General features: G+C 63.7%; 14 protein-coding genes. 4 read left to right on the top strand and 10 right to left on the bottom strand.

The genetic code is table 11. The annotated features are described in order from the left end of the window. Positions 1 to 2 precede the first annotated feature (2 nt). On the bottom strand, positions 3 to 476 hold the full coding sequence (rplM, locus tag ACW17X_RS02615) for a 50S ribosomal protein L13 (RefSeq protein WP_492089183.1): 474 nt from the start codon (positions 474 to 476) through the stop codon (positions 3 to 5). Between the two features lie 262 nt (positions 477 to 738). Here rplM and ACW17X_RS02610 point away from each other — a divergent pair, with 262 nt between their 5' ends. Beyond that, entirely contained in the window at positions 739 to 2,124 is a 1,386-nt protein-coding gene (locus tag ACW17X_RS02610) for an alkaline phosphatase PhoX (protein ID WP_492099531.1), read from the top strand. Here the strand turns inward: ACW17X_RS02610 and ACW17X_RS02605 are convergent. Further along, positions 2,093 to 3,193 carry a COX15/CtaA family protein gene (locus ACW17X_RS02605; protein WP_492099530.1) on the bottom strand — a complete coding sequence of 367 codons (1,101 nt, stop codon included), beginning with the start codon at positions 3,191 to 3,193 and terminating at the stop codon, positions 2,093 to 2,095. The two genes, ACW17X_RS02610 and ACW17X_RS02605, sit on opposite strands and share 32 nt — an antisense overlap. Before the next feature lie 136 nt (positions 3,194 to 3,329). Here ACW17X_RS02605 and ACW17X_RS02600 point away from each other — a divergent pair, with 136 nt between their 5' ends. Both ACW17X_RS02600 and ACW17X_RS02595 read left to right on the top strand, forming a co-directional pair. Continuing rightward, entirely contained in the window at positions 3,330 to 3,581 is a 252-nt protein-coding gene (locus tag ACW17X_RS02600) for a transglycosylase (protein WP_492099529.1), read from the top strand. Further along, complete coding sequence (locus ACW17X_RS02595; RefSeq protein WP_492087064.1) at positions 3,581 to 3,781, top strand: DUF2842 domain-containing protein; 201 nt, start codon at positions 3,581 to 3,583, stop codon at positions 3,779 to 3,781. Before ACW17X_RS02600 ends, ACW17X_RS02595 begins: the two co-directional genes overlap by 1 nt. A 19-nt stretch (positions 3,782 to 3,800) precedes the next feature. On the opposite strand, the gene ACW17X_RS02590 is transcribed toward ACW17X_RS02595, so the two are convergent. From ACW17X_RS02590 to cyoA, 7 genes are all read right to left on the bottom strand, one after another. Further along, on the bottom strand, positions 3,801 to 4,337 hold the full coding sequence (locus ACW17X_RS02590; protein WP_492099528.1) for a response regulator transcription factor: 537 nt from the start codon (positions 4,335 to 4,337) through the stop codon (positions 3,801 to 3,803). Beyond that, entirely contained in the window at positions 4,327 to 5,661 is a 1,335-nt protein-coding gene (locus ACW17X_RS02585) for an ATP-binding protein (RefSeq protein ID WP_492099527.1), read from the bottom strand. Before ACW17X_RS02585 ends, ACW17X_RS02590 begins: the two co-directional genes overlap by 11 nt. Beyond that, on the bottom strand, positions 5,658 to 6,338 hold the full coding sequence (locus tag ACW17X_RS02580) for an SURF1 family protein (RefSeq protein ID WP_492099526.1): 681 nt from the start codon (positions 6,336 to 6,338) through the stop codon (positions 5,658 to 5,660). Before ACW17X_RS02580 ends, ACW17X_RS02585 begins: the two co-directional genes overlap by 4 nt. Positions 6,339 to 6,429: 91 nt before the next feature. Next, complete coding sequence (gene cyoD, locus ACW17X_RS02575; RefSeq protein ID WP_492099525.1) at positions 6,430 to 6,822, bottom strand: cytochrome o ubiquinol oxidase subunit IV; 393 nt, start codon at positions 6,820 to 6,822, stop codon at positions 6,430 to 6,432. After that, positions 6,819 to 7,448 carry a cytochrome o ubiquinol oxidase subunit III gene (cyoC, locus tag ACW17X_RS02570; RefSeq protein WP_492099524.1) on the bottom strand — a complete coding sequence of 210 codons (630 nt, stop codon included), beginning with the start codon at positions 7,446 to 7,448 and terminating at the stop codon, positions 6,819 to 6,821. Before cyoC ends, cyoD begins: the two co-directional genes overlap by 4 nt. Before the next feature lie 3 nt (positions 7,449 to 7,451). Further along, a complete protein-coding gene (gene cyoB / locus ACW17X_RS02565; RefSeq protein ID WP_492099523.1) occupies positions 7,452 to 9,455 on the bottom strand; it encodes a cytochrome o ubiquinol oxidase subunit I in 2,004 nt (667 codons plus the stop codon). A 13-nt stretch (positions 9,456 to 9,468) separates the two neighbouring features. Further along, the gene (cyoA, locus tag ACW17X_RS02560) at positions 9,469 to 10,680 is read right to left on the bottom strand and encodes a ubiquinol oxidase subunit II (protein ID WP_492099522.1); all 1,212 of its coding nucleotides are present in this window, start codon (positions 10,678 to 10,680) and stop codon (positions 9,469 to 9,471) included. Positions 10,681 to 10,892: 212 nt separating this feature from the next. On the opposite strand from cyoA, the gene ACW17X_RS02555 reads away from it, so the two are divergent. Continuing rightward, positions 10,893 to 12,245 carry an MFS transporter gene (locus tag ACW17X_RS02555; protein ID WP_492099521.1) on the top strand — a complete coding sequence of 451 codons (1,353 nt, stop codon included), beginning with the start codon at positions 10,893 to 10,895 and terminating at the stop codon, positions 12,243 to 12,245. Between the two features lie 147 nt (positions 12,246 to 12,392). Here ACW17X_RS02555 and ACW17X_RS02550 read toward each other — a convergent pair whose 3' ends face one another. Next, positions 12,393 to 14,942, bottom strand: a complete 2,550-nt coding sequence (locus ACW17X_RS02550; protein WP_492099520.1) for a glycoside hydrolase family 3 protein — start codon at positions 14,940 to 14,942, stop codon at positions 12,393 to 12,395. Between the last annotated feature and the right edge of the window lie 308 nt (positions 14,943 to 15,250).

The raw sequence follows: 15,250 nt of genomic DNA, 5'->3' as shown, positions 1-15,250 counted from the left end.
GCTCAGACGCTCCGGGTGTTCTTGGGCGACGCCGACTTGAAGTCGATCGTTTCCGGTTGCTGGGCTTCGTGATCGTGCGCGCCGCCGGCGAACAGGCGCAAGTGCGTCATCTGCTTGCGGGCCAGCGGGCTTTCCTTCGGCAGCATGCGCTCGACGGCCTTCTCGAGCACGCGCTCGGGGAAGCGGCCGCCCAGGACCTTCTGCGGGGTCGTCGACTTGACGCCGCCCGGGTGACCGGTGTGGCGATAATAGACCTTGTCGGTCGACTTCTTGCCGGTGAACACCACCTTGTCGACGTTGGTGACGACGACATAGTCGCCGCAGTCAACGTGCGGGGTGTAGTCGCCGCGGTGCTTGCCGCGCAGACGGTTGGCGATGAAGGTCGCGAGGCGGCCCACCACGACGCCTTCGGCGTCGATGTGGATCCACTTCTTCTCGACCTCGGCCGGCTTCAACGAAGCCGTGGTGCTCTTCAGCATTGAGGGGGTTCCTGGAGACGAAAATCGGGTCCGGCCCCCGAGGGAACCGAATGAAGGCGCGCTGATACAGGAGAGGATGAGGCGCGTCAACGCACCGCACGACACAAGGACACCGACAACCTCATGTTTAATAAAGTTATTTTGTATACGGTATTAAAATACCCGAAACTTTGTACGCTTGCTCGTTACAAAATAACGGCCTTTGTCATCAAACCATAGCCAATCGGAGTCATCGGGAGACAAACTTCCGGAGCCTCCCATGAACCTTCACCGTCGCGGCCTGATCGCCTCGAGCGCCGCCCTCGCCTTCGCAGGACTGGCCCGTCACGCCGCCGCCCAGACGGAAGGTGAAGAGACCTACATCAATGAGGTTCACGGCTATGGCCCGCTGATCCGTGATCCCAGCCGACTGCTCGATCTGCCCGAAGGCTTTTCCTACCAGGTGATAGTCCAAGGCGGCGACACCATGGATGACGGCTTGTTCGTGCCGGGCCAACCCGACGGAATGGCCTGTTTCCCGTTGGAAGGTTCGCGGGTCGCCCTGGTCGTCAATCACGAGCTGAAGGGTTCATCCGGCCTGCACCGCAATCTGGGTCCCGGCGGCCTGCATGAAGAACGTCTCGGCCTGCTGGATGCGGCCAAGGCCTATGACACCTACAAGGACGGCCGCCCCCTGCCCGGCGGCTGCTCCACAATCATCTACGACCTCAAGACGCGGCAGAAGGTCAGCCAGCATATGACCCTGGCCGGCACCTCGACCAACTGCTGCGGCGGCCCGACGCCCTGGGGCAGCTGGCTGACATGCGAGGAGACGCTCGAGACCCCTGCCGACGCCGACGTGACCAAGAGCCACGGCTGGGTGTTCGAAGTGCCCTCGACGGCGACCGGCCTCGTCGACCCCGTGCCGCTAAAGGCCATGGGACGGTTCGATCACGAGGCGGTCTGCATCGATCCGCGCACAGGCATCGTCTATCTGACCGAGGACGACAATTCCGGCCTGTTCTACCGCTTCCTTCCCAAGACGCCGGGCAAGCTGGTCGAAGGCGGCAAGCTCCAGGCCATGGCCTGGAAGGGCGTGCCCGCGGCCGACACCCGCAACCAGGAAAGCCGCACCTGGGCTGTCGGCGACTGGCGCGAGATCGAGTGGATAGACATGGAGGACGTCGAATCCCCCAACGGCGACCTAGCCAAGCGCGGCCACGCAGCCGGCGCAGCCTGGGTCGCCCGCGGCGAAGGCGTCTGGTGGGGCGACAATGAGATGTACTTCACCGCAACGTCCGGCGGGCCGATCCGGCGCGGTCAGGTGATGCGACTTGTTCCTGGCCTGAACGGCGCGACCGACCGGCTGCAGCTGTTCGTTGAAAGCACGGACGTCAAGACGATGAACATGGCCGACAACATCACCGTCGCGCCGTGGGGTCACCTGATCCTGTGCGAGGACAACTATTCCACCGAGGTTCGCAACCACCTGAAGGGCGTCACGCCGGAGGGCAAGGTCTATACGATCGGCCGCAATGTCTTCACCGGCAACTCCGAGTTCGCGGGCGCATGCTTCTCGCCTGACGGCGAGGTGCTGTTCGTCAACATCATGTACCCGGGCATGACCCTGGCGATCAGAGGCCCATGGACCTCGGTCCGGACATGAAGATCCGGGGCTGAGCCCGTAGCACCAGCCACAGGTTCGCCGTCGCCACAGCCAGGACGACGGCGGCCCCAGCCTGGTGCAGCACGCCCAGCCATACCGGCACGGCGTGAACAAGGGTGATGATGCCCAAAACGGCTTGAAGCCAGATCACGGCCGCAAGGATAAAGGCGCCCAGCCCCATGCCCTCAGCCACGCGCCACCGCCAAGCCTGGAAGGCATAGATGCTGACGGCGATCAGCAGCCCATAGGCGACGAGCCGGTGGTTGAACTGGGTCAGCGCCTGGTCGTGCAAAAAAGCTGAAGCGCCCAGACTCCAATCAGCCGGAGGCAGCACGGCCCCATTCATCAGCGGCCAATCCGTGTAGACCAACCCAGCATGCCCTCCGGCGACCAGCGCGCCGAGCAGGCATTGGAGGAAGACCAAGCCCAGCAGGAAGCCGGCGCCTCGCGCCCAACCCGACGGCGGACGCCCTCTGTCCTCTCCGTGCCAGGCTTCGAGCCCCGTCCAAATAAGGGCGGCGAACAGGACGAAGGCCAGACCCAGATGGGTCGCCAGACGTTCGGGCGCGACGCTGACGCGCTCGGACAGGCCGCTGGAAACCATCCACCAACCGATCAGCCCCTGCAGGCCGCCCAAGGCCAACAACAGAAGACACCGCCAGATCAGGCGATCCGGCAGGGCGAACTGAGGGAAAATGGACCGCAGCGGCGCGATCCGGCACAGCAGGAAGAAGGCCAGCGGCAGGGCGAAAACCAGTCCGATCAGCCGCCCGATCAGGCGGTGCAGCCATTCCCACCAGAAGATGCCCTGGAACTCGCCCAGGCTCATACCGGCGTTGACCTGGGCGTACTGCGGGATCTGCTTGTACTTCTCGAAGGCCTCAGCCCATTGGGCGTCGTTCAGCGGCGGAATCGCCCCCATGATCGGCTGCCACTCAGTGATGGAAAGGCCCGAACCGGTCAGGCGGGTGATGCCGCCGACCACCACCATGAGGAAGACGAAGGCCGCAGTGGCGAACAGCCACACGGCGACGGCGCGATTGCGATCTGGATTTCCGAAACGGTTCATTCGACGCCCGACACTGACCCGGATATGATGTCGCCTCCGACCGTGACCAAAACGCGACCGTGGCGGTATGCCTTGGTACGATCACAAGATCGAGTCGGATTGAGAGACGGCGTACAGGCCGAGAGGGAGATCAGGGTTGCAATACGCCGACATCGCCGCCGCCGTTCTGGGCGGAATCCTGCTGGCCTGGATCGCCGACCTGCTGACTGGGCGGCGCGGGCTGGGCGGCACCATTCTTGTGTCCGGCGTCGGCTTGGCCTGCGGCTGGTTCCTGGCGGTGCGGGTCTTCGCCGTCAGCACCATGGACAGCTGGGTTTGGACGCCATGGGCGCTCGTCGGGTCCGCCGTGTGCCTGGTCGCCTTCTTCCTGTTCAGGAACAAGCGCTGATGCCGCCCCGCGCGCGTCGGTTCGTCGCCGCGATCGGCGTCCTGGCCTTTCTGGTTTTCTGGGTCTGGGGACTGATCGCCCTGCGCGGCCTGCTGCCGGCTTCGCCCTGGATCGATTTTCTCTTCTTCGGCATCGGCGGTACGGCCTGGGGGCTGCCCCTTATCCCCCTGCTGAAATGGGCCGAGCGGCCGCCCCGCTAACGCCCAATCCGCCACAGCGTCAGGTGACCCGTCGCTTCTCCAGCTTTCTCGCCAGGGTCCGGCGGTGCATTCCCAGCCGACGCGCCGCTTCCGAGATATTGAAGTCGGTCTCAACCAGGGTCTCGTGAATCCGCTCCCACTCGAGCGTTTTGATAGAGGTGGGACGCGTAGTCAGCGGCGTGGCGGCATCGCCGGAAGCCTTGCCGAAGGCGGCTTCGATATCATCGGTGCTGGAGGGTTTGGCCAGGTAGTGACGGGCGCCCAGCTTGATCGCCTCCACCGCCGTAGCAATGCTGGCGAAACCGGTCAGGACGACGATATTCATGTCCGGATCGAAAGTGTGCAGCGTGGAAACGCAACCCAGGCCTGACGCCCCGCCCAGCTTGAGGTCCACGACAGCGAATCCCGGCCGATGGATCTTGAGAACCTCAGCCATCTGATCCGGCCCATCGGCGCTGACCACGACATATCCTCGTCGCTCGAACGACTTCCGCAGGGTGCGGGAGAAGGAGTCGTCATCTTCGACGATCAGAAGAACAGGGGCTTCATCGGTCATCTGCAATCTCCTCGGGCGCCAGCACGTCGATCGGCAGGGTCAGCCTGACCTCGCCGCCTCCTCCGGCCGGATTGCAAGCCTCGACTGACCCACCCAGTGATCGCATCACATTGGCCAGCAGAAACAGCCCCAAGCCGGCGCCGGGACGGGCCTTGGTCGAATTATAGGGTTTGCCCAGCCGGTCCAGAACGGTTGCAGGGAAACCTGGGCCATTGTCTCTCACCGCCACCTGCAGCCTTCCCTCGCTCACAGTGGGCGAAACGACGATCCGCCGCGCGCCGGCCTCAACGGCATTGTCGAACAGGACGCCGAAGACCTGACGCAACGCCGGGTCGGCGATGATCCGGGGGTCAGGTCCGGTCCACGGCGTCACATCCACCCGGACCCGGATATCGCGCGTGGTCCAGCCTTCGACCACTTCGTCGAGGAAGCGGACCAGGGTGGTGTGAGACGGCGCCTGCCCCCTCGCCTCGCCCGCTGACATCAGAATGCCGGTGACGATCGCCTTGCAGCGCTCGACCTCGGCCTGCATCACATCCATGTCCTGGCTCAGATCGACGTCGCCCTTCAGGACCGGCATCCGCCGCCAGTCGCTGAGGATCACCGACAGTGAGGCCAATGGCGTGCCCAGTTCATGGGCGGCGCCTGACGCCAGCAACCCCATGCGGACGATATGATCCTGCTCAGCCGCCTGCTGGCGCACGTCGGCCACATAGGCATCGCGCGCGCGCAAATTTTCATTAATCCGGGTCATGAACAGCACCAGCAGCACAGCCATCAGCAAAAAGCAGATCAAGCCTCCCGCCATATAGAGGCTAAGCACGCCGCCTTCCTGATAGGGCGGCAGATCGAGCGGCAGGTGAAACACGCCAAGACAGACGAAGCAGACGCTGGTGATCGCGATCAGGGACCAGGCGTACGAAGGCCGCAGCAGAACCGCCCCCAGCACGACCTGAAGCAGATAGAGGCCGACAAAGGGATTGGTCGCGCCTCCGGTCAGAAACAGCTGCCCCGTCAGGGCCGCTACGTCGGCCAGCAAGGCCAACATCAGCTCATGGTCTGAAATGGAATCCCGACGCTGCGTCAGGGGCAGGCTGACCAGATTGACCAGCGCCAGGCTGACCGGCGCGATCAGAAGCCACAGCACCGGAAGCCGGATGCCCAGGCCAAAGTGGACGATCAGAATCGTCGCGACTTGGCCGAAGACAGCCAGCCATCGCAACTGGACCAAAAGGCGAAGATTGCGCCGGTTCGCCGCCTCCTGCGACACCGCCGTCTCGCGCCAGGCGCCAAAACCCAGCAGGCGTTGAAGCGTGGAGGTCATTCGGGCCGTCGCCGGCGACGGACTTCACGCACCACGATGCCGTATCCAACCAGGGTCAGCAGCGCCATGCCAAACCAGGTCAGGGCGTAGACCAGATGGCTGTTCGGGAATCGCACCACCGTCAGCCCGCCTTTCGGCCAGCCGTCCGGATTGGGCGTCGAGTCAGCGTCAATGAAATAGGGGGCCACGTTCGACAAGCCTCGCGCCGTGGCGATGGCCGCCACGTCACGAGAATACCAACGGTCCCCGGCCGAATCATTGGTGCGCAGGAAGCCGCCTCCCGGTTCGGTGATTCTCAACAGACCGGTCACCGTCTGTAGGCCGCCCAACTGTCCAGACGAGCGCTCGGCCGGCAAACGACGGTCAGGCGAGACGAATCCGCGGTTCACCAGAACCGTGAAGCCTTCATCGGTAGACAACGGCGTCATGACCCAGAAGCCCGAGCCATAGTCGGTGACAGCCTGAACCAGGACCTCTTGGTCGTGCTGGAAGACACCCCGCATCATAACGCGCCGGTACTGGTCGTCTTCGCGAGACAGGCCGGCCCAAAACGCGGGTCCGGGCGCCGCGACGGGCGGGGCGTGAACGCGGGCCTCGACCTGCGCGATCAGTTCGGTCTTCCAGGCCAACCGCTGGACCTGCCAGCCGCCCAGAGCGACGAAGCTCAGAAACAACAAGGCCGCGCCGACTCCGGCCCAGACAAGGGTCAGATGTCGACGCGGCGCGTTATGGCTGTCGCCTGTGATCACGACCTCCCTGGTCGGCCCCTTAGGAGCCCATCCCGCTCATTTCGTGTGTGGGCATCATGTTGGTGTTCAGGTGGTACATGACCCACAGCGAACCCGACAGGGCGATGACCACGACGATGATCGTGAAGATCAGGGCCAACATGGTCCATCCGCCTTCGGACTTCGTGTTCATGTGCAGGAAATAGATCATGTGAACCACGATCTGCACCACGGCGAAGGCCATGACGATCAGGGCGGTGGCCTGGGTCGGCAGCACGCCGGTCATGACCAGCCAGAACGGGATGGCCGTCAGGATCACCGACAGCACGAAGCCGATCATATAGCTCCTGAACGAGCCGTGATTATGCGTCTCGTGGCCCAGATGGTCGGTGTCATGCGACTCCGGGGAGTGGTCGTTCTTGTCGGCGCTCATCGAACCATGCCCAGCAGATAGACGAAGGTGAAGACGCCGATCCAGATGACGTCAAGGAAGTGCCAGAACATCGACAGGCACATCAGGCGGCGCTTGTTGGCGGGGATCAGACCCTTCCAGCTGACCTGAACCATCAGCGTCACCAGCCAGATGATGCCGAAGGTCACGTGCAGGCCGTGGGTGCCCACCAGGGTGAAGAAGGCCGACAGGAAGGCGCTGCGTTGCGGCGTGGCGCCTTCATGGATCAGGTGCGCGAACTCGTAGAGTTCGATCCCCAGGAAGGCCAGACCGAACAGGCCGGTGACAGCCAGCCAGATCAGGGTCTGGGTCTTCTTGTTCTGGTCCATCGCCAGCATGGCGAAGCCATAGGTGATCGACGAGAACAGCAGCATGGCGGTGTTGATCGCCACCAGCTCTAGGTCGAACAGCTCTTTCGGACCCGGCCCGGCGGCGTAGTTGCCGCCCAGGACGCCGAACACGGCGAACAGCATCGCAAAGATGAGACAGTCGCTCATCAGATAGAGCCAGAAGCCCAGCATCGTGCTGGAGCCTTCCTCGTGGTGCGGCTCCTCTTCCAGATGGAAGACGTTCGGGTCGATCTCAGTCGCAGTCGCGGTCGCGCTCATGGATCAGGCCTCCGTTCCGGCCAGGGCGCGGGTACGCGCCTCTTCGGTCTCGCGAACCTCATCCGCAGGGATGTAGTAGTCGCGCTTGTAGTTGAAGGTGTGGGCGATCGAGACCGCTAGCACGCCGATGAAGCTAAGCACCGCCAGCCACCAGATGTACCAGACCAAAGCCAGGCCCATCACCAGGCACAGACCGGACAGGATGACGCCCGTGCCTGTGTTCGAAGGCATGTGGATCGCGCGGTAGCCGGACAGCGGACGCTGATAGCCCTTCTTCTTCATATCCCACCAGGCGTCGGAGTCGTGGATGACCGGCGTGGAGGCGAAATTGTAGGCCGGCGGGGGCGAAGAGGTCGCCCACTCCAGAGTGCGGCCGCCCCAGGGGTCGCCCGTCACGTCGCGCAGCTTGTCCCGGTTGATGATCGAGACCGCGAACTGGATGAACATGGCAGCGATGCCCAGGGCGATGACGCCGGCGCCGATGGCGGCGATGACGAACCAGATCTGCAGCGACGGATCATCGAACACCCGCATGCGACGCGTCACGCCCATCAGACCCAGGACGTACAGCGGCGTGAACGCCAGCCAGAAGCCCGGAACCCAGCACCAGAAGCTGACCAGCCCCCAGAACTTGTCCAGCTTGAAGCCGAAGGCCTTGGGCCACCAAAAGTTGATGGCTGCAAACAGGCCGAACAGCACGCCGCCGATGATCACATTGTGGAAGTGAGCGATCAGGAACAGCGAGTTGTGCAGCACGAAGTCTGCAGGCGGAACAGCCAGCAGCACGCCGGTCATGCCGCCGATGACGAAGGTCAGCATGAAGGCGACCAGCCACATCATCGGCAGTTCGAACCGGATACGGCCACGGTACATCGTGAACAGCCAGTTGAAGATCTTGGCGCCCGTCGGGATCGAGATGATCATCGTCGTGATGCCGAAGAAGGAGTTCACCGAAGCGCCCGACCCCATGGTGAAGAAGTGGTGCAGCCACACCAGGTACGACAGGATCGTAATGACGACCGTGGCGTAGACCATGGAGGTGTAGCCGAACAGCTTCTTGCCCGAGAAGGTCGAGGCGATCTCGGAGAAGACGCCGAACAGCGGCAGGATCAGGATGTAGACTTCCGGGTGACCCCATATCCAGATCAGGTTCACGTACATCATCGGGTTGCCGCCGAAGTCGTTCGTGAAGAAGTTGGTGCCGACGTACCGGTCCAGCGTCAGCAGGGCCAGGACAGCGGTCAGTACCGGGAAGGACGCGACGATCAGCACGTTGGTGCACAGCGAGGTCCAGGTGAAGATCGGCATCTTCATCATACCCATGCCCGGCGCGCGCATCTTCACGATGGTCGCGATCAGGTTGATCCCGGACAGGGTCGTGCCGACCCCCGCGATCTGCAGTCCCCAGATATAATAGTCGACCCCGACGCCCGGGCTGTAGCCGATGCCCGACAGCGGCGGATAGGCCAGCCAGCCGGTGCGCGCGAACTCACCGACGAACAGCGAGGCCATGATGATGATGGCGCCGGCCGTGGTCATCCAGAAGCTGAAATTGTTCAGGAACGGGAAGGACACGTCGCGCGCGCCGATCTGCAGCGGCACGGCATAGTTCATGATGCCCGTGACCATGGGCATGGCCACGAAGAAGATCATGATCACGCCGTGGGCGGTGAAGACCTGATCATAGTGGTGGGCGTTCAGGTATCCCTCGGACCCGCCGAAGGCCATGGCCTGCTGCAGGCGCATCATGATCGCATCGGCGAACCCGCGCACAAACATGATCAGACCCAGGATCATGTACATGATCCCGATCTTCTTGTGGTCCACGGTGGTGAACCACTCTTTCCAGAGATAGCCCCACAGCTTGAAATAGGTCAGGGCGCCGAACAGGGCCAAGCCGCCGAGAAGAACGACGCTCATGGTCACGACCAGAATAGGCTCGTGAAGCGGCAGGGCTTCGAGCGTCAGCCGCCCGAAGATGAGTGGAATGAGGGTGTCAGCGTTCATCGACTGTGTTCGCTCAAGCGTTGGGGGAGGAACGGACGTCGGTCGAAACCGGCCCCGTCGATTGCTTGTTTATGGAAAGAGACGCCATCGGCAGACCTTGGGCCAGGCCCAGGCCCGACAGGGGCGCCATGCTGACCGGGGCGCTGGTCGCATCCAGTTCGGCGCGGCGGATGCGCTCGGCGGCCGCAGCCTCAGCCTGAAGCGGCGTGCAGATGGTCATGACATAGCTCTCGTTCGAGCCGAAGATGGCGGCGTTCTTCCCGCGACCGGCGTACTTGTCATAGACCAGCGGCATGGTGTTGCGGATCGAGGCCATGGTCAGACCGCCCTTGCGGTCGATCTCCATCATCTCGCCCATGCACATCTTGCCCGGCTCAACGCACATGTTGAGGATGGCGTCCCAAAGACCGCCGTCGACGGTGGAGAAGCGCATCACCGGAACCTTCTCACTGGGCTTTTCCAGCTCGAGGTAGCGCTCGCGATCCAGCGGCTGGCCGCTGCGACGAACCCCGGCGATCCAACCGTCGAAGCCCGCCTGGTCCAGGCCATGGAACTTGAACCGCATGTTGGAGAAGCCGTCGCCGGAATAGTTGGCCGACAGTCCTTGGTATTCGCCCGGACGATTGATCACGGCGTGCAGCTTCGTTTCCATGCCCGGCATGGCGTAGATCTGGCCGGCCAGGGCGGGAATGTAGAAGCTGTTCATCACCGAGGACGAAGTGATGTGGAAGCGGATCGGACGATCCACCGGCGCGGCTAGCTCGTTCACCGTGGCGACGCCGTACTGCGGATAGATAAACATCCATTTCCAGTCGAGCGCGACCACATTGACCTGCAGCGGTTCGACACCCTCCGCGACGGGCTGACCCGGCTTGATCCGGTCGATCGGTCGATAGGGATCCAGCAGGTGGGTTCCGGCCCAGGTCAGGGCGCCCAGACAGATGATGATCAGCAGCGGCGCGGCCCAGATCACCACTTCCAGATGGGTCGAGTGGTCCCAGTCCGGGGTGTATTTCGCATCCGTGTTGGACGCCCGGTACTTCCAGGCGAAATAGACGATCAGCGCCATGACCGGCACGATGATCAGGAGCATGAGCAGGGTCGAGACCATGAGCAGGTCGCCCTGCTGCTGGGCAACGTCGCCGGCGGGCTTCAAGACGACCAGGTTGCAGGCCGACAGCAGCGCCACCACGGGCACGAGCATAAGTAGGCGCAGACGGCGCAAGGCAGCTCCAATCGGAAAACGTCGGGCCATGGGGAGGACTCGCGACGGTTGGCGTTCGAACTGCGCCGGATAGTCAGCTTCGGTCAGGAGCGACATTGGACAATCTGTCCTATCCTCATGTGGCGACTTTCATCGCAAAGGGCGCGCGGTCATAATGCGCATTACCGCCGTATACCCAAATTCCTTAAGTTTAAACGGAGCGATCCCAGCCCATGTCCGCCTCGACGACCCCTTCGTCAGAGTCGCTGGAACGCGACGCTGCCGCCCTCCACGACGATCACGGCAAGGTGGACCCCGGTGAAATCGCCATCGGCGTGATCATTGGCCGCACCTCGGAGTTCTTCGACTTCTTCGTGTACGCCATCGCCTCCGTGGTCGTGTTCCCGCAGCTGATCTTCCCGTTCGCGGGCCCGATCGGGGGCACCCTGCTGTCGTTCGCAGTCTTCGCCCTCGCCTTCCTAGCGCGTCCGCTGGGAACGGCCCTCTTCATCGCGATCGACCAGAAGTTCGGGCGTGGTGCCAAACTGACCATCGCCTTGTTCCTGCTAGGCACCTCGACCGTCGCGGTGGCCTTCCTGCCCGGTTATGAAACCATCGGCATCGCCGCCGCCGTATTGTTGGCCGTCTTCCGTATCGGCCAGGGCGTGGCGCTAGGCGGCGCCTGGGACGGTCTGGCGTCTCTGCTGGCCCTGAACGCGCCGGAGAATCGTCGTGGCTGGTACGCGATGATCCCGCAGTTGGGCGCGCCCATCGGCCTGATCGTCGCCTCGGCCCTGTTCGCCTTCTTCCTGAACACCCTGTCGGCGGCCGACTTCCTCGACTGGGGCTGGCGCTATCCCTTCTTCGTGGCCTTCGCCATCAACGTGGTGGCCTTGTTTGCGCGACTGCGCATCGTCGTGACGCCCAGCTTCCAGAAGATGTTCGAGACCCGCGAACTGCAGCCGACCCCGGTTCACACCGCCATCAAGGCGGAAGGTCCCCGCATCGCCATCGGCGCCTTCGCCCCGTTGGCCAGCTTCGCCATGTTCCACATGGTCACCGTCTTCCCGCTGTCGTGGGTCTTTCTGTTCACCCAGGAAACGCCGGTGCGCTTCCTGCTGATCGAGATGGTGGGCGCCGTGTTCGGCCTGCTGGCCATCCTCGCCTCTGGCGTCCTGGCCGACCGCTACGGTCGTCGTTCGCTTCTGGCCGCCACGGCGGCGGGTATCGCCGCCTTCTCGGGCTTCGCGCCTCAACTGCTGAACGGCGGCGCAATGGGCGAGCTGATCTTCATGATCTCCGGCTTCATCCTGCTGGGCCTGTCGTTCGGCCAGGCGTCCGGTCCGGTGGCGTCCAGCTTCTCCCTGGCCAACCGCTACACTGCCTCGGCCCTGACGTCCGACCTGGCCTGGCTGTTCGGCGCGGGCTTCGCGCCCCTCGTCGCCCTGTGGATCTCCAGCCAGTTCGGCTTGATCGCGGCCGGCGCCTATCTGTTGTCCGGCGCCGTCCTGACCCTTGTCGCCCTGTGGCTGAACCGGGAGCTGGCGCGCAGCTCCTCGGACAAGACCCGCGTCGCCAAGAGCTGATACGGGCTTCCACCTGACGATCCGCCCCGGTCTCGCCGCCAGCGAGGCCGGGGTTTTTCTTTGTCCCGATCACAATAAAAAACGGGCCGTGCATGGCGCACGACCCGTCTCGGCCTCAGAATTTTAGCGGCTCCTACGCCATAACGGTCATCCTGCGGGGCAGATGGCGTCGCCCTCGTTGGAGCCCAGCCGAACATCCTCGACCGTAACGCCGAAGCCGCCAGAGGCACTCAGCCCCCAGGGTTGATCGACAGCCGCCAGGTTCGCCCCGGCGTCGCGCAGGCACGAAAGCCGGACCTTCAAGACATTCCATTGCCCGAGCGGCGCCGCATTGAACAAGGCGGTCACATCCACCCTGCCCTCGCCCAGGGTCAGCATGACAGGGCCCGACGGACGCGCATCAACGCGATAACGGAAGACAAGAGCCATTTCTCCATTGGCCTGACGGGTCAGGTCCACCGGCTTTGCGGCAATCAAAGCATGGCCGCCGACCGAGCCGAACGTCAGGGCGCGAGCCGACTCCTGAGCTGCGCCGTCGGCGGACCGAACACTGACGCCCCCGCGCGGGCTGGAGCCGCTGCTCTCGTTTCCAAGGCGGAATTCACCGCCTGCGTCGCGCAGCATCAGCGACCAGGGCGCAACGAAACGGCCATCGACGAAATAGCGATCGATGCTGCCGATCTCGCCCGCAACCCCGCTATCTTCGGACAGGACGCCGACCCGCCCGCCCTGAGCATAAGTGAGGCCGTAACCGTAGGCGAACTGGGGATCATAGCCCGGCTGCCCGACGTTCAGCGGTTCGCCCTTGGCGTTCTTGGGCCAGCTGAACGACAGCTTGCCATTGAAGTCGGTGCGAGGCTTGCCCGCAGCATCGCCGATCAGGACGTCAGCCACGCCGCCGCCTTCCGTACCCGGCAGCCAGGCGGCGACAAAGGCGTCAGAGGCGTTGATCTCAGGATTGGTCCACATCGGACGGCCGGACAGGAAGACCGACACCGTCGGAATCCCAGCAGCCTTGAGGCGCTTCAGCGTCTCCAGCGGCTCGGTGGGCAGGAAGTCCAGCGTATCGACGTCGCCCTGGAACTCGGCATAGGGGGTCTCGCCGAAGACGACGATGGCGACATCAGGCTTTTGCGTGAAGGCGCCGTCAGGGCTGAGCGTCGCCTGACCACCGCCCGCGGCGACGGCCTCTTGAATGCCGCCCCAGATCGACTGGCCGTTGGGGAAGTCGGCGTTGGTGTTGCCCGTCCCCTGCCAGGTCAGGGTCCAGCCGCCCGAAGCCTGGCCGATGTCGTCGGCGTGGCCGGCGACCAGGACCCGCGCGCCCGAACGGATCGGCAGGACCGCCCCCTCGTTCTTCAGCAGGACCAGCGACTTGCGCACAGCCTCGCGCGCAATGGCGCGGTGTGCCGGGGAGCCCAGCTCGTTCAGTCGGCCCTCAACCGGCCGGCTATCGACGAACAGGCCGGTCTTGACCTTGACCCGCAGAATCCGGCGCACCGCCTCATCCAGTCGCGCCATTGGAATCTCGCCCGACCGCACCTGGGCCAGGGTGTTCTGATAGAGCGGCTTCCAACTGTCGGGCGCCATAAACATATCGATCCCGGCATTAAAGGCCAGGGCGCAGCTTTCGTTCGAACAGCCCGGCAATTGGCCATGGGCGTTCCAGTCGGACACGACAAAACCGTCAAAGCCCAGGGGCCCACGGAGCACGTCGGTCAGGATGGTCTCATTGCCGGAGTGTTTGACGCCGTTCCAGCTGGAGAAGCTGGCCATGATGGAAAGGACGCCTGCATCGATGGCCTGGGGATAGCCAGACAGATGCGTACGGATCATCTCCTGTTCCGAGCCGGCGAAATCGCCCTGGTCATGACCACCGGTCGTCCCGCCATCGGCCAGGAAATGCTTGGCCGATCCGGCGATATGACCCGGCGTCAGCGGATGATCGGCGGAAAGCGAGCCTTGCAGGCCCAGGGTCATCGGCCCTGCATAGCTCTGGGCGATCTCGGGGTTTTCACCATACCCTTCATAAGCACGACCCCAACGGTCGTCCTGCGGCACAGCCAGGGTCGGACCGAAGGTCCAGTCCGCGCCGGTCACGGCGACTTCCAGCGCCGTCGCCGCGCCGATGCGCCGGATCAGATCGGGGTCCCGCATGGCGCCCAGGCCGCTGTTGTGCGGAAAGATGGTCGCGCCGACGATGTTATTGTGCCCGTGAACGGCGTCGATGCCATAGATCATCGGGATCTTGGCGCCCGGACGCTGGGCCACCGCCTCGCGGAAGGCCTGGGCCAGCTCGACCCACTTCTGGGCCGAGGCGCGCTCGTCTCCGCCCGGAGAGGAGTTGCCGCCAGCCAAGATCGACCCCAGCGGATAGGTCAGCAGGTCTTCCGGTTTGATGGAGGCGATGTCTGCCTGAATGGTCTGACCGACCTTCTCCTCCAGCGTCATCTTCGCCATCAGTTCGGTGACGAAGGCCTCGGTGGCGGCGTCCGTCATGGCGGCGGGGGATGCGGCATGTGGCCACAGGTCAGGATGAGCCCGGCTGGCGTCGGTGACGATCGTATCCGACGGCTTCACATAGTTGATCGGCGTCGATTGCGAGGTCGTCGTCGCGCAAGCGCCCGCCGCCAGAGCAAGGCTCAACGCCATGATCGACACGGCGTTGCGGTGAGAATTCAGGAAGCGCGGGGTCATATCGAGTCCGTCCATTCGGCGGGCGAGAAACTGGGCGCGAAAAGCCCGGTGCGGTCCTTAGACCGCACCGGAAGTTCGCTCAGGGTGCAAAAGATCAGGCGTCTCAGACGCGCGAGGCGGGGCGAAATCCATTGGAACTCTAGCCTCACTCCCGCACGTCGTTGACCGACGTTGATTTTCACCAGCGCAACTTGATGCACCCATGACAATGCTGTCAACTGGAATAAGTTAGCGCTACCACAAACGGGCCGACAGATGTCCGAGTTCAAGGGAGAAACGGCATGAAGAACGGAATCACGAGGCGCGCG

The sequence above is a fragment of the Brevundimonas sp. FV1ye4L genome (assembly GCF_058681255.1).
Note: the sequence above shows the minus strand (reverse complement) of the source record. Positions and strands in the feature narration are given on the sequence as shown.

Excerpts from the sequence above, each read along its gene's own strand:
- ACW17X_RS02610 (WP_492099531.1), top strand. The coding sequence starts at position 739 with ATGAACCTTCACCGTCGCGGCCTGATCGCCTCGAGCGCCGCCCTCGCC.
- ACW17X_RS02605 (WP_492099530.1), bottom strand. The coding sequence starts at position 3,193 with ATGAACCGTTTCGGAAATCCAGATCGCAATCGCGCCGTCGCCGTGTGG.
- ACW17X_RS02595 (WP_492087064.1), top strand. The coding sequence starts at position 3,581 with ATGCCGCCCCGCGCGCGTCGGTTCGTCGCCGCGATCGGCGTCCTGGCC.
- ACW17X_RS02590 (WP_492099528.1), bottom strand. The coding sequence starts at position 4,337 with ATGACCGATGAAGCCCCTGTTCTTCTGATCGTCGAAGATGACGACTCC.
- ACW17X_RS02585 (WP_492099527.1), bottom strand. The coding sequence starts at position 5,661 with ATGACCTCCACGCTTCAACGCCTGCTGGGTTTTGGCGCCTGGCGCGAG.
- cyoD (WP_492099525.1), bottom strand. The coding sequence starts at position 6,822 with ATGAGCGCCGACAAGAACGACCACTCCCCGGAGTCGCATGACACCGAC.
- cyoC (WP_492099524.1), bottom strand. The coding sequence starts at position 7,448 with ATGAGCGCGACCGCGACTGCGACTGAGATCGACCCGAACGTCTTCCAT.
- cyoB (WP_492099523.1), bottom strand. The coding sequence starts at position 9,455 with ATGAACGCTGACACCCTCATTCCACTCATCTTCGGGCGGCTGACGCTC.
- ACW17X_RS02555 (WP_492099521.1), top strand. The coding sequence starts at position 10,893 with ATGTCCGCCTCGACGACCCCTTCGTCAGAGTCGCTGGAACGCGACGCT.
- ACW17X_RS02550 (WP_492099520.1), bottom strand. The coding sequence starts at position 14,942 with ATGACCCCGCGCTTCCTGAATTCTCACCGCAACGCCGTGTCGATCATG.